The sequence below is a fragment of the Psychrobacter pocilloporae genome, from assembly GCF_029872915.1.
GTDB lineage: Bacteria > Pseudomonadota > Gammaproteobacteria > Pseudomonadales > Moraxellaceae > Psychrobacter > Psychrobacter pacificensis.
Map to the genome: position 1 here is coordinate 748,280 of NZ_PGFT01000001.1, position 15,020 is coordinate 763,299.

The following is a 15,020-nucleotide window of genomic DNA, read 5'->3' on the forward strand; positions in this document are numbered from 1 at the left end:
GACTGTTTATGCCGCCAGCAACTTTCGAATACGACTGATTGCTTCGCGGCTCTCCTCGACACTCGCGACCAAAGCAACACGGACATAGCCTTTTCCAGGATTATTCCCATCAACCTCGCGTGACAAGTAGCGTCCTGCCAATGCATGGATATTGGCCTGCTCGTATAATGCTTTGACAAATACTTCATCATCGCCATCGAACGGTTCAGGTACTTTTATCCAAAAATAAAATCCAGCTTCTGGCATGCGCAAATCTAGCAACTCGCCAAGCTCTGACATCCATAGCGCGAACTTTTCTTGATAAAGGGCGCGATTGTGTGCGACATGCTTTTCATCTTGCCACGCAGCGATAGAGGCAAGCTGATGCGGTATCGGCATCGCACAGCCTTGGTAAGTACGATATTGCAAATAAGACTGCAAAATCTTGGCATCGCCCGCCACAAACCCAGAGCGTAAACCAGGTAGGTTCGAGCGTTTGGATAACGAATGAAATACGATACAGTTTTTGAAATTACGGCGACCCAGATTCGCGCAAGCTTGCAGTAAGCCAATCGGAGCAGTATCAAAATACAGCTCGCTATAGCACTCGTCGCTGGCAATGACAAAACCGTATTGGTCTGATAAACGAATGAGATATTCCCAATCCTCCATAGTCATAACCGAACCCGTTGGGTTATTCGGACTACAGACAAATACAAGCTGCGTGCGTGCCCAAACGTCTTTTGGCACCGCGCGATAATCCCCCTTAAAGTTATTGTCTAACGTACAGGGAACAAAATGGGGCGTCGCTTGTGCCAATATTGCTGCACCTTCATATATCTGATAGAACGGATTGGGCATAACAACCAAAGGCGACGCATTAGAGGCTGAAGAGGACGTGCTTTCGTTATCAGCGGCATCATGATTTATGACGGCTTGTACAAAGCTAAAAATGGCCTCGCGAGTACCCATCACTGGCAAAACTTGGGTGTTGGCATCGACATGGCTAAGAAAAAAACGCTTCTCTAACCAGTGCGCAATCGTCTGACGTAACTCAAACATACCATTGGTGGTCGGATAACGACTTATTTTGTCCAAGTTTTCGCGTAGTACGTCCAGTACAAATGCTGGTGGCTCATGTTTTGGCTCACCAATACCCAGTTTGATTTCGCTGTAACCGTCGGCAGGTATGCTGTCAGCGAATAAGGTTGCCATCTTGGCAAAGGGATAAGGATGTAGATGCTTTAAGTTGTGATTCATAAGTGTGATAACTATAATAGACAATTAATAATAAAGTTATAAAGAAAATTTACATTAGAGCAGTGTAATACCTCTTTTGCCTTTTTCTTCTCATAACGTGAATGCGAATTTATTGTGCTTGAACGGCTGACCTTATCATAGCCCATTCAATCGTACTTACAAAGCGCATTGAACGCTTCGCGTCTGATAACTTATAACAATATAAAAGATGACTGTCGGTGCCAGAGACAGATCATTTTAAGGACAGTTTGATATGCCTAGTGCACTAAATCATAATAACTTCATCGCTAAAAATATCAATAATGACATTCCTGATGCAGGTGTGCATCCTATTAACGTATATGCGCTGCTAAGAGAACGTGAAGCGTGCTGGTGGCAGGCGAGGCGGCAATTGATTGAGCATCAAGAGAAGAAAATCTTTTGGTATGGCGAAAATAGTTTAATCATGTGGTTATTATGGCAGTTGGTTGGTTACGTGGTTGTCGCCATGGCGCTGATGCTGCTAAATAATATGTTGAATCTATCGTTATCTTTGTGGCAATACATTGCTTTATTTATCTTACAGACTATATTTTTTGTTGGTATTCTTGCAGCGAAAGGCCGTCTGGCGAATAAGTTGCAGGATGAGATAGACAATGATGAACTGATGCGTGAAGAGACGTTCAATGAAATGATTATTTTGGCAGAGGATAGTCTGTATCCTGACGTGCATGCCAAGTCGCCTATTTCTTTGAGGCAGCTGGGTGACTATCTTAATGGCGAGTTTCATTTATCAAGCTTGCATTGCTTATTACAAAAAGAAATCAAGGCTGGACGATTAATCATGGAGCAGCAGCTACTTGAAGTAGGTGTTTTGCCACCAGAGCTTGCTGATGTAGAGCTGATAGAACATGCGGACAATATAATATACAAGAGCACGCTGTAAAGCGCGCCCTTGTCATCAAAGATGTTGTCATTCAATTAATAGCTATAAACCACGTTGTTTTCTCTTTTGGTCGCTAGGCTGGCGAGCAGTGCTGATTTTAACGCATCAAGTCGTTCAGCAGATAAGGGCTTATCATTTTGGTCACTGATATAAAACATATCTTCTGCGCGCTCGCCTAAGGTCGTAATACGAGCCGCATGAACCTCAATTTGCTCCTGCAAAAATATCTGTCCAACCCGGGCCAATAGTCCTGGCTGATCCAGTGTCTCTAAGCTCATGATATGCTGGTCAGATGCCTCATTAAACTCAAAGTTAATCACCGTAGCCACTTCAAAATGCCTGAGCTGACGTGGCATACGTTTGTTGGTGAGCTTTAGTACTGTTGGATCTTTAAAGGCATTAATCAGGCGCTGTTTGAGCTCTTGCTGACTGTCTTCATCGACCAACAGCGTACCACTAGGATCTAGCAGCACATAAGAATCCAGAGCAAAGTCGCGAGTCGCCGTAATGATCCGCGCATCTAATACGTCAAGATTCATCTGATCGAACACCGCCATCGTAACGGCAAACAGATTCATCTGATCTTGGGTATAGACAAAAACCTGTACCGCATCCAGTGCCAGTTCACGATGCTCACGCAAAACCACCAGTGGTGGACTATCCGCATTAGAAGCAAGCCCAATCGGTGGATGGTTTAAGATGGCTTCGGTGTGCCACAAGATGTCTTCTGCAATCTCTCGCAAAAAGTACTCATCGCCCAAATCGTCCCATAGTCGCAATACTTCATCGCGATTCATGTGCTGATTATTGACATTGTCTAGCATCGCGAGCGCCTGCGCACGAGTGGCGCTGATCATATCTTGGCGATTGGTCGGCGCATCAATATCGGCGCGCAAAATGCGCCGTGTCTGCGAGTAGAGTTGTTTCATCAGCGTTGCCCGCCAGCTGTTCCAAAGCTGCGGGTTGGTTGCATTCATATCAGCAACGGTGAGTACGTACAAGTGATTCAAATGCGTCACATTACCGATAAGGTCTGCAAAGACAGTCACCACCTCAGGGTCTGAGATGTCTTTTTTCTGTGCGGTAATCGACATTAATAGATGGTAGCGAGTCAGCCAGCCAACCAAATTGGCGTCGGCTAAGCTCATGCCATGTGACAGACAAAACTCAATGGACTCTGTCTGACCAAGCTCACTATGGTCGCCGCCACGACCTTTGGCGATATCATGGAACATCGCGGCCAGTACCAAAATCTCTTTGCGCTCGATGCGCTGAAAAATAGTGCTGACCAGTGGAAACTCTTCAGAAAACATAGGATCGGTAAAGCGGTGCAAAATTCGAATCAAAAATAACGTATGCGCGTCCACCGTATAGCGATGGAACAAATCATATTGCATCAGACCCGTGACTTGCGCAAAAGCAGGAATATAGTTGCCCAATACCCCATAGCGATTCATGGTGCGCAAACGATGGAACAGATAGTTTTGCTCTTTTAGATTAGATAAAAATAAAGCTTTGTGAACAGGGTTGTCTCTATAGGTCTGGTCAATGCCGCGTGCCGCAATTTTGAGTGCACGCAAGGTATGGGTGCGAACCTTGTCGATACCGTGCTGACCCATTAATAAGAACATCTCTAAAATAGATTCAGGATGCTGAGCAAAAACCCGATGGTGCGCTATAGCAATATGATCACCAACACGGTTGAATCTTGCATTGATCGGCTGCTTTTTGGGGCGCTCATCATCAGGCAGGCTGGGCTCTATGATGGTCTCATAATAGTGGTTGGTCAGCATCTCAGACAGCGTTGATATTTGCATGGCACAGCGGTAGTAATCACGCATAAAGCGTTCAACAGCCGCATTGGGCTGGTCATCTGGCTGGGTCTCGTAACCCATTAATTGAGCAATCTCACGCTGATAATCAAACAACAGCTTGTTTTCGTTACGTCCGGTCAGCACATGCAGATAATGCCGTATCTGCCATAGATAGCCTTCTGCAAAGCTTAACTCATCAAACTCTTTTTCGGTCAAAAAGTTTTGTTGTACCAAGTCATAGAGCTTGCCCACACGAAAATAGCGTTTGGTCACCCAGCCAATGATATGAATATCACGTAATCCCCCAGGCGCCGTTTTGATATTGGGCTCCAGATTATACTCGGTGGCATTATGTTGTAGATAACGGGCCTTGGACTCTTCCATTTTTACATCAAAAAAGGCACGAGGAGACCACTGCTTGTTAACGATTTGGATGGGCATATCTCGCAGTGCTTCGTTGCCGATTAACAATCGAGCTTCGAGCTGGGCACTGGCTATCGTATGGTCAAGTGCAGCTTCTAACGCATCGTTGACGCTCCGCACAGACAGCGCAGGCTCCAGCCCGATATCCCACAGCAATGCGACCAATTTATCAATCTTACCACTGGCATCAGCGCCGACTTCGTCAGGAGATAACAGCAGGATATCAATATCTGAATAAAGCGACAGCTCACCGCGTCCATAGCCACCCGTTGCAAACAATGCCAAATCCGTCTTATCTAGCTCAAACCATTTAAATAGCGCAATGAGTAAGCTATCAATCGCGCAGGCACGTGCTTCGACCAATTGACGAATATTGGTACCGCGCTCTAGGGCACGGCTGATATCCTCATTGATTTGTGCCAACCATTCAGGAATGCCAAGCAGCGCTTTATCAGTCGTATTTTGCTCTGACAACAGCGAGTTATCTGTCGCCGTATCATTTGATAGTAGCGGTAGGGGCGTTAGATCAATAGAAGCGACATCACAAGTAAACATGAGTGTTATCCAATTAAGAGTTTAAAAATAGAGCGTTTGAGCTGCTGATAGCTGATAAAAGTCACCAATAGAATGTACTATAGTCAATCCTAAATAAAACAAATACATTATATATCAAGGTGGAACTGGTCTAAATTTTCCTTGCGTGCTGTGCCTACGCTGCTCGATGCTGCGAAAAATTTATCCCAATCCCACTGTATCGTTTTTATACTGAATTCACTATAATAAATGTATCAATATAAATTTTTAACTCATCAGAGTATAAAGACAAAAAGCCAGTAAGCACAATACTCAATCTGTCCTAACTCGATACACGCTAACCATCGGCCAAAAAAAAGACCGCCTAGGCGATCTTTTATGGTCTTACTGTGTCAAAAAACTCAAATCTTCTTCAGGGCGCGTGGTAAATACTTCACAGCCATTGTCGGTTACGACCATCGTATGCTCCCACTGAGCGGACAGTTTGCGGTCTTTGGTAATCGCTGTCCACTCATCAGGTAAAATCTTGGTCTGCCACGTGCCTTGGTTGATCATCGGCTCAATGGTAAAGGTCATGCCCGTTTTTAGCTCAAAGCCTGTGCCTTTTTTGCCGTAGTGCATGACTTGTGGCTCATGGTGGAATTCATCACTGATGCCATGACCACAAAACTCACGGACGATACTAAAGCGCTCAGGCTCGACCACTGCTTGAATCGCTGCACCAATATCACCAAGACGCGCGCCGTTTTTTACCACACTCATGCCAGCATATAGCGCGTCTTGTGCGACTTTGCAGATACGCTGCGCCATGATAGAGCCGTTACCGACGATCCACATTTTTGAGGTGTCGCCGTAGTAGCCGTCTTTGATCACGGTCACATCAATATTGATGATATCACCATCTTTGAGTAGCTTGCTTTCGGTTGGGATGCCGTGACAGACCACGTGGTTGACTGAGGTACAAATAGATTTAGGAAAGCCATTGTAGTTCAGCGGAGCAGGGATGGCTTTTTGCACGTTGACGATATAGTCATGAGCGATTTGGTTGAGGGCTTCGGTACTGACGCCAACTTTGACATGTTCGTCGAGCATGACAAGGACGTCGCTGGCAAGTTTGCCGGCCACACGCATTTTTTCTATGGCCTCTGGGGACTGGATAAGGGATTTTTTAGTCATCATCTTGTGTCTTATAATTATGGGTTTAATGTGGGGAGATTATACCATAAATGGATGAATGGCAGTTTTATGATAAGTGATATTAAATCTATCATTATTATTGACAATAGTTGCTTTACAGCCCCATTTGAGCCGTTATGACCCTCCAGTCACGATAATGTATTCATATTTTGACAATTTAGTTGAATCTTGTAAAAGATAGAAGTAATGTAATTTTGCATGCTAAAGGGATTAGCAGCAGTCTTTGCCGACGTTATGAGGTAAAGGCACTCACCATTAATGATGACAAGGATGTTGTTATGAAGCTCTCCTCGTACGTTCGTGCTGCGCTTACGCCGCGCACTTTTTTACCAATACTGGGCTCTATCAGTACTGGCGTTTTATTAATGACCATGCAAACCACCTCAGCGCAAGCGGCAGGGCAGTACTATAATTGTGCCAACGCCAATGGCTGCACGCTAGTCGATAGCAAATACTTTACCTCCAGTTATACCAAGACTCAGTATCCAGTGGTCCTGGCGCATGGGCTTGGCGGCTTTACCAAGATGTTTGGGGTCTTAGATTATTTCAACGAGATTCCTAGTGAGCTGATGAAAGGTGGATCAGAGGTGTACACCACCAAAACATCAGCGGTGAATAATAGTGAAGTCCGCGGCGAGCAGCTATTACAGCAAGTCAAAACCATCACTGCCATTTCAGGCGATCCAAAAGTCAATTTGTTTGGGCACAGTCAAGGCGGTATAGACATCCGCTATGTCGCTGGCGTTGCACCAAAATACGTCGCCTCGGTCACCGCCGTATCAAGCCCAGAGCAAGGTTCAAAAACAGCCGATTTTGTCAAAAACGTCCTTGAACCAAACAATGACACAGGTGAGCCATCAAACGTCACGACACAGCTGGTATCAGGGGTGTTTAATTTGATTGGCGGCTTTACAGATGTGGGATCAGGCATCAGCTTTAAAGAGATACAAGCGCAAGATGGCTGGCAAGCACTCATGGCGCTATCAACCGATGGTGCGGCCAAATTCAATGCCAAATTCCCCGCAGCAATGCCAACAAGTTACTGTGGTCAGCCAACCAGTACCTCTGCAAACGGTATCAAATATTACTCATTTAGTGGCGTCGGACAAGTCATGAGATCCCTTGACCCTAGTGATTATCTGCTTGCAGTAACAGGCGTACCGTTTTTATCTGATGCCAATGATGGTCTGGTCTCTGTCTGCTCAAGCCGACTTGGGTATGTGATTCGTGACAACTACATCATGAACCATCTAGATTCAGCCGATCAGTTATTAGGTTTGACCGCATGGGGCGAGTCTAAGCCCAAGTCCATTTATCGTACTCAGGTCAATCGCCTAAAAAACGCCAACCTTTAAGCTGACTTGTAAAAAGAACTCTCATCTATGTCGAATAATCGCCGTCCAGCCTATTTACCAATCGCTATCATCGCCGTGGTCATCATAGTCATCGCGGCGGCGGTGATTGTGTGGTTTAAGCCAGATAATAAACCGATGGCGACTCAGCAGTCGCTATCTGCTTCACCCACTGATACCTATGAGAGTACGTTGTCCACTGCACTAAATAGTGAGCAAACAGAACAAACCGCTTCAGCCCAAAGCCAGTCTGCATTTGTCACTGGGTTAGAGCGTTTGCCGCGCTCATTGAAAGGCACGCAAGTGGACGGCGAAATCATCATCGATGAGCACAAGCAATTGGTCGTCACTGAAGGTCTGCGGCGTTTATTCGATTATTTTTTATCAGCAATAGGAGAGGAGGACGAAGCCGTTATTTTTGCGCGTGTCGAGAGTTATATCCGTCACCATACCCCAGAGCCAGCTGCCAGCCAAGCGGTCGCTATCTTTGGCAAATATGTGGCGTATCTCAAAGCGCTTCCTGAGATAGAAAAGCGTTATGGCAATCTGCAACTGCAAGCGACCAAAAATGGTGAGCTAGATTTGAATGCCATTGCTCAGCAAAAGCAGGATGTGGCGAGTTTACGTCAGCAGTATTTTGACAAAACCACCATCGAAGCCTTCTTTGGTGCTAGCAATAGTTATGATGACTATAGTATGGAGATGGTCAGAATCAATCAAAATGAGCAAATGAGTGAGGCACAAAAACAGGCTGCCAGACAAGATTATGTGAGCCGTCTACCAGATGGTGCGATCAAAACCAATATCATGCAGCAAGCCAATCTTAATGAGCTTATGGCTCGTACTGAACAGATGAAAGCGGCAGGTGCCAGCCCTGAAGCACTATACAATATGCGTCGAGAGCTAGTGGGCGCACCAGCGGCAGAGAGACTGGCACAAGTCGATCAAGAAGATGCCGACTTCGATCAGCGCTTCACTCAGTATCAAACGCAAAAACAGCGCTTACTAAATCAAAGTGCCAATCCAGCAGAGGCGCAAATTCAGATAGACCAACTTGAGCAGCAGTTGTTTGATGATGCTGAGCGCAAGCGTCTGTCTGGCTATGCTGCGTTGCAGGAAACCAAAACTCAGTAAGCATATTTCCTTAACATTAATTAACTTACAGCAATATAAGAGATGGGTATGCTAAAAGTGTGAATAAGCTATGATCATTGGGAGAAGTACGATCCAATGGCTGTGGCTTTAATACAACGATAGTGATACTTTGTTAAAACCAACCGTTTATTAAAATTATTCTAGGAGCTTATATGAAAAACTTAACCAAAGCATTGATGACTGGTATTGTCATGGTAACGGTACTCGTCGGTTGCCAGTCGATGTCAAGTATGACAGCGCCTGCGACTGAAGAGCCAAACATTACTGGTACAGATGTGATCTAAAGCAGTTGCTAATACGTGTACTGAGACCTATATGTATTACTTAAGGTTTCGATAAACGATATCAGTCATCAGATGCGATAGTCGCACGATAAAAACACTTCACTATTTAGTGGAGTGTTTTTGTATCAGCTGACATCTGCCAAGAGAAGGTTTAAATAAAACCTCATCAAGAAAAGTGACATTATCACTGGGAAATAGCGTCAATAGTAAATATCAGTAGTCAGTAGTCAGTAGTCAGTAGTATGTATGAGGCAAAAAATATCCGCTAAATACTTACTCAATTGATAATGACAGTCACTGGTGAGTCAAAACAAAATATCGCTACTGTCTGAAACAGTGAATAAGACAATTACCATAATAAATCAAAATTCTGAATGCGCTTGTTGGGTCTTGTGTCAAGTATGACCTTATGCTCGGCAAGGTTTTTGGATTCAATAAAAAAGGAATGTATATGAAAAATATGACTAAAGTGATGATGGCAGCTACCTTTTCAGTTAGTGCTCTTGCCGCTGGTTGTCAGACAATGGCTACCTTGCCTGCGCCAGTCAGTCAGCCCGTCACTGTAGAGGCATTACAAGCGCACAATTGGCAGTTGGTTGATGCCAAACGTAGCAACGGTGAACAGGTGTCTCAGCTGTTCTTTGATCCAGCCAAGCCGCTCACTTTGAGCTTCATGAACGACAATGGTAGAAACTACATCGCATTTATGAACACATGCAACAATATGAGCGCAGGTTACAGTGTCGTCAATGGTGATGTGCAGATCAAAAATGGCATCAGTACAATGATGGCCTGTCCTGAGCCGCAAGCCAGCTTTGACACAGCGACCCTAGCAACGGTACAAGGCAAATACAGCCTCAGTAAAAATGCCAAAAATGTCCCTGTCTTAACCATCAAAAATGATAACCAAGTGGCTTACTTTAAAGCTGTCTCTAAATAACTTGGTGATTGAGTAAAGCGATATAGACATTCTGGTTAGATTTGATAAGGCCTCACTAATAAGTGGGGTCTTTTTTTTCGTCCAAAGTTTGTCGAATTTTGCGCTACACTAGCGTAAAGCTGCTGTTACACCTTAGCGATTTTATTGGATACTATTTTATGTTTAAAACTATTATGTCAAAACCAACCACGAATAACATCACGATAAAAGGGGCGACGACGATCGCTATATTGGTGGCTCTCACTGGCTGTCAGACACTGCCTAGTGCTGAAATGAAAAAGCCTACCAGCACAGTGGATAGCAATCCACTGACCGCTGCTATGCCTGCCATTGATCGTCAAGGACACATTGCTTATGTGGAAGAGCAAGGGTCAGGGAGCGCAAAAGTATCGACACTCTATAGCATCCGTCCTGATGGCAGTGATCGTCAGCTCATCGATCAGATCACAGGCTATATCTATGCGCCAGCGTGGTCGGCTGATGGTCAATTGCTTGCTTATAGCAAACAAGCCCCGCGCGAGCATCCTAAAATATATATTTATGATAAAAGCAGCAAAACGCGCAATCTGGTCGTCAATGCTGAAGGCAGTAATATGTCAGCGTCATTTTCACCTGATGGTCAATATCTGCTCTATAGCTCTACGGTCGGCGGCAATGCTGATATTTATAAGATGCGCCTAAGTGATGGGAAAACTGAGCAATTAACGACACTACCGAGCACTGAGGTACAGCCCAGCTATGCCGCTGACGGCAAAAGCTTTGTTTATACCAGTGACAAAGTCCGTGCTGGGCGCCCACGTATCTATCGTTATCACTTCGCGACTGGTAAAGCCGTACCTGTACCGACAAATGGCTATGTCGCCAGTCCTCAGCTCAGTGTAGATGGTCAGCGCATGGCTTACCTAAATGGTCGTAAGGCGGCTGTCATGACACTAGCGACTGGACAAGTAGTTAGTCTGGCAGAAACTGGACTCGATGAACCGGCACGTCTATCTCCTTCTGGAAATTATGCGGTCTACCCAACGCGTTTTTCAAAAGTCAGCGGGCAAGTAGGCGGTCAAAGTTTAGGACGTCAAAAAGGTGGCGATTTGGTTATTCATTCGCTCTTAGGGAACACAAGTTACGCCATTAATAGCCAAAATGGTGGCGTCGTACGCTCACCGATATGGGGTCGTTAATAGCCACAGCTATATATTATGTAATGAAATGTATATATAATCATTAATAAACAAACATAAGTCTATTCTAAAAATATAAATATAACGGCATCAAGTCGAGCAATCGTCATCCATGTCATACCAAACTATGTAACTGAGTGATTAAAAACCAAAAACGATCCAGAGCAAATCGCGCGCGTTTACGAGAAGCAGAGCGTAAGGCTCAGTTAGAAACTCAGATGAAGGTGCAGCTCGTCTCACAAAAAATCCTCGCCGATAGCGTGATCAATAATGCCAAAGTCGTCAGCGATAGCATTGATAATGGCTATGAGAAAAGCGTGAGCCAATTGCTACAAATATATAAGCATGACCACAAAGCGAAAGGCGAGTACCTCAAGTAAAACCAAGACGTGCAAAAAGCACTGATGGTGCAGCTGGTCAGTGCGGTTGAACAATTGGCACAAAAGATGGCTCAGAGTCTATCGAGCCGTGCTGACGATTAAGCATCGACCACCGGTGTCAAAGAGCAGGCCGCGCTGATAGCACACGCTCTAAAAGATGCGCTTGCACCGCTAACGATGCGTATGGATGAGAAGCTCGCGATTGATAGTAGTACTGATTAATCTGGTAAGCTGATCGTCAACAGTCTCAATCGCCTCAATAAAATATTTGACGATTATGAGTAATCGGTAAGGGTCATCATGGCACATAAAAAACAAAACCTACCACAAAAAATCTGCCCAGTCTGCAAGCGTCCGTTTACGTGGCGCAAGAAGTGGGAGAAAGACTGGGAGCAAGTCATTTATTGTTCTGAGCGGTGTCGAAGAAATAAAGATAAGTAGGGTGGCGTTAGACTTGTCAAATTCTCGTAGAGAATGCAAACAAGGCGTAACCGACTATTTTTATATTATGCTAAATTTAAATGATGAGTTACCAACTCTAAGTAATATGAGCCGAAATCAAGACAAAAGAAGACCGCCAAATTTCTTATCGATACAGGCTCAAAAAGTAGAGGAGGCGGGACTGTTGGAGATATTTTAGCTTATTTAGCATTTAAAAGTAGATATACTTTGCAAAACAATTGCTTGGATATATTGACTTATACAGTTCTGGGTCTGTTATTAATTAGTATAGCAAATACAGGCAGACTTATAAAACACTAAAAGTTAAGGAAAGACGACATGAGTTTAATTGAAGATACTTACACTAAGGCTAGATTTTTTAAATGTGCATTACAGGTTAATCCAGCTAGCTACATTAAATATCGAGGTCAAGAACATCAGATTTCAGAAAGTGAATATAATAGTCAATTACTAAATGCAGCAATTGAGTTTGGTATAAAGGTAATTGGATTAGCAGACCATGGTTCCGTTTCAGGTATAGATGACATCAGAAATTTATTCAATGATAATGGAATAATAGTATTTCCAGGGTTTGAAATTGCTTCAAGTGAAAAGGTTCATTTTGTATGCTTATTTGATGAAAGAATATCAACACATCAGCTTACCATGCATCTAGGAGCATTACGTATTAATAGTAACAACCCCGCAGCACCAGTTGATTTATCCGCTAGTGATATTATCAAATATGTAAAGGATAATGAGGGTTTCATTTTTGCAGCTCATTGCACTAATGATGACGGTGTTTTGAAAAAGCGTATGAATAATATTTGGCGAAATTCAGATTTATTAGCTGCTCAGATTCCAGGCTCTATTGAAGACCTAAGAGGTGTTGAAGATGATTTTTATCGCAAAGTGTTTCTTAATAAAATTGTAGATTACAGTCGAACTCGTATGATGATAGCAATAAATTCAGCTGATGTCTCTAAACCAGAAGAAATTAAGGCTAATGGGGCTTCTTGTTTAGTTAAGATGACTAAACCGAGTTTTTCAGCATTCAAGCTTGCCTTTTTAGACCCTGAATCAAGAATAAAGTTGCATTCAGATAAATCAGAAAATTATGCATCAGCTATTGAAAATATCAAACTCGTAAGTGGTTATCTAGATGGTGTGAATATTAATTTATCAGAGCATTTAAATGCAGTGATTGGAGGAAGAGGGACTGGCAAATCTACCTTTTTAGAATGCATTCGCTATGCTTTCGAGTTAGAGCCATTTGGTAAAGAAGCAAAAGCACAGCACAAGGCTATTATCGACAATAATCTTGGCAATGAGAAGGGATTAATCGAAATCACAATTCGCTCAGCAGCCATGAATGGACGTAGATTTAAAATTATTAGGAAGTATGGAGATAAATCGGTTGTTCAAGATGAAAACGGAAATATTACACCTTATCATCCTATTGATTTATTTCCAAAACTTGAACTGTATGGTCAAAATGAAATCTATGAAATGACTCGAGATGAACAGAATCGAAATAAATTAGTTAGTAGGTTTTTGGAGGATGGTCATTCAGAATACAATAAATCTGTTGATGAGGTATTGGATAAACTCAAGTTAAATCGAGAGTTAATAGTTTTACAAGTTAGTAAAAAAAATGATATCGAATCAGAAGTTGAGCAACTTCCAAAGCTTCTAGCACAAGTAAAGCAATATCAGGACTTAGGTATAGATGAAAAAATAGAAGTAATTTCTAAGTTAGAGAAGGAAAAACTATTAGATAGGAAGGTTAATAACGGTTTAGAGAAGATTAGGATATTGACTGAAGACTTTAAAGGTAGTTTATTAGATACAGATATTCTGAATGACGAAGCTTTAAAAGATTTACCACATCATAAAATTTTAGAAAGAGAACGCAATTTGTTTGATAAACTTAACTCTTCAATTAGTGGGCACTTGAATGAAATTAATACTTTAATAGAAAAGGCGTATGAAGAACTACAAGAAGCTAGGGAAGAGCATCATCAGGAGATAGGTGTAAAGGAAGAAGAGTTAGATAAAACTTTTAAAAGTATACCTACAAGCCAAGGAAAAACAGGACAACAGATAGGAAGTGAATACCAAAGACTATTGAGAGAAATAGAGTCTATAAAACCAAAAAACGAAGAATTAGAAAACATTATTTCACAACTTAATGCTTTAAATGAAGAGCGTGAGCAACTGCTATTAGAGCTTAGTCAAAAAACAAGTGATAGAGCTAGCCAAATCCAAAAAGCGGTAAAAAAACTAAACAGAAAATTATCAAAAAAAGTTCAATTAAATTTAATTTCTGAAGGTGATAGGCAGGTTTTGGTAGAATTTTTGCTTAACTGTGATATGGAAGGTGTTAGAGAGAGACGGCTTGAATGGGTAGGTAATCAGTCTTTTACACCTAATAATTTAGTGAAAACAATTAGACAAGGTTCAGATGAACTAATAGATAAATTTAGCGTTTCTCCAATAGTAGCGAGTGCATTATGCCGTATTTCAAGTAGTAAACTCCTAGAATTAGAAGAAATAATTATCCCTGATAAAACGACGATAGAACTCAACGTAGCATTTGATAATGAAGGCAAAGATATAGATTTTCGTTCTATTGAAAACCTTTCTACTGGTCAACAATGTACAGCAGTGTTACATCTTTTACTGTTAGATAATCAAGACCCATTAATTCTAGACCAACCGGAGGATAATTTAGATAACGCTTTTATTGCCGATCGAATAGTAACTGAGCTTCGTGAAGCCAAACTAAGTAGACAGTTTTTGTTTGCAACTCACAACGCTAATATTCCAGTATTTGGCGACGCAGAATGGATTGGGGTTCTCAGTGTAGAAGACAATAAGGGGAAAATTTTATTAGAACAACAAGGTGCAATTGATGTACCTCAAGTTAAAGAGCTAGCAGCTAAAATATTAGAAGGGGGTCAAGGAGCATTCGATAAGCGTCGGGAGAAATATGGTTTTGACTAAGGTGGATTTTCGTATTAGGTAGTTATAAACTATAGCATCTTTTATTTGTGGCAAATAGAGTAACCCTACCATAGCGAGGCTTTTTAGCCCCGATTGTCGCGAATATCCTGACGGGCTAGGCGAGTTGCGGTAGCTAGGTTTTGAGGTGGTCT

General features: G+C 42.7%; 12 protein-coding genes. 9 read left to right on the plus strand and 3 right to left on the minus strand.

Annotated elements, in window-relative coordinates; all coding sequences use genetic code 11:
- Positions 1 to 6: 6 nt before the first annotated feature.
- Positions 7 to 1,239 carry a succinyldiaminopimelate transaminase gene (gene dapC, locus CUR83_RS03270; protein WP_284719069.1) on the minus strand — a complete coding sequence of 411 codons (1,233 nt, stop codon included), beginning with the start codon at positions 1,237 to 1,239 and terminating at the stop codon, positions 7 to 9.
- 253 nt (positions 1,240 to 1,492) lie between these two features.
- Between dapC and CUR83_RS03275 the strand changes: the two genes are divergently transcribed.
- Entirely contained in the window at positions 1,493 to 2,164 is a 672-nt protein-coding gene (locus CUR83_RS03275; RefSeq protein ID WP_284719070.1) for a hypothetical protein, read from the plus strand.
- A 35-nt stretch (positions 2,165 to 2,199) separates the two neighbouring features.
- Here the strand turns inward: CUR83_RS03275 and glnD are convergent, their stop codons facing one another.
- Positions 2,200 to 4,956, minus strand: a complete 2,757-nt coding sequence (gene glnD / locus CUR83_RS03280) for a [protein-PII] uridylyltransferase (RefSeq protein WP_284719071.1) — start codon at positions 4,954 to 4,956, stop codon at positions 2,200 to 2,202.
- A gap of 363 nt (positions 4,957 to 5,319) precedes the next feature.
- Positions 5,320 to 6,111, minus strand: a complete 792-nt coding sequence (map, locus tag CUR83_RS03285) for a type I methionyl aminopeptidase (protein WP_379542917.1) — start codon at positions 6,109 to 6,111, stop codon at positions 5,320 to 5,322.
- A 299-nt stretch (positions 6,112 to 6,410) separates the two neighbouring features.
- Between map and CUR83_RS03290 the strand changes: the two genes are divergently transcribed.
- The 8 genes from CUR83_RS03290 (at position 6,411) to CUR83_RS03325 (ending at position 14,868) form a co-directional block, all read left to right on the plus strand.
- Positions 6,411 to 7,487 (plus strand): lipase family alpha/beta hydrolase, encoded by a 1,077-nt coding sequence (locus CUR83_RS03290; RefSeq protein WP_284719072.1) that lies wholly within the window; start codon positions 6,411 to 6,413, stop codon positions 7,485 to 7,487.
- A 27-nt stretch (positions 7,488 to 7,514) separates the two neighbouring features.
- Entirely contained in the window at positions 7,515 to 8,618 is a 1,104-nt protein-coding gene (locus CUR83_RS03295; protein WP_284719073.1) for a lipase secretion chaperone, read from the plus strand.
- A 173-nt stretch (positions 8,619 to 8,791) separates the two neighbouring features.
- On the plus strand, positions 8,792 to 8,923 hold the full coding sequence (locus CUR83_RS03300) for a hypothetical protein (RefSeq protein WP_257785223.1): 132 nt from the start codon (positions 8,792 to 8,794) through the stop codon (positions 8,921 to 8,923).
- A gap of 451 nt (positions 8,924 to 9,374) precedes the next feature.
- Entirely contained in the window at positions 9,375 to 9,863 is a 489-nt protein-coding gene (locus CUR83_RS03305) for an META domain-containing protein (RefSeq protein WP_284719074.1), read from the plus strand.
- A 158-nt stretch (positions 9,864 to 10,021) separates the two neighbouring features.
- Positions 10,022 to 11,041, plus strand: coding sequence for a PD40 domain-containing protein (locus tag CUR83_RS03310; RefSeq protein ID WP_071002242.1), 1,020 nt, complete (start codon positions 10,022 to 10,024; stop codon positions 11,039 to 11,041).
- 137 nt (positions 11,042 to 11,178) lie between these two features.
- Positions 11,179 to 11,421 carry a hypothetical protein gene (locus tag CUR83_RS03315; RefSeq protein ID WP_277077488.1) on the plus strand — a complete coding sequence of 81 codons (243 nt, stop codon included), beginning with the start codon at positions 11,179 to 11,181 and terminating at the stop codon, positions 11,419 to 11,421.
- Positions 11,422 to 11,721: 300 nt separating this feature from the next.
- Positions 11,722 to 11,862 carry a DUF2256 domain-containing protein gene (locus CUR83_RS03320; protein ID WP_284719075.1) on the plus strand — a complete coding sequence of 47 codons (141 nt, stop codon included), beginning with the start codon at positions 11,722 to 11,724 and terminating at the stop codon, positions 11,860 to 11,862.
- 339 nt (positions 11,863 to 12,201) lie between these two features.
- Entirely contained in the window at positions 12,202 to 14,868 is a 2,667-nt protein-coding gene (locus tag CUR83_RS03325; RefSeq protein ID WP_284719076.1) for a TrlF family AAA-like ATPase, read from the plus strand.
- Positions 14,869 to 15,020: the final 152 nt, after the last annotated feature.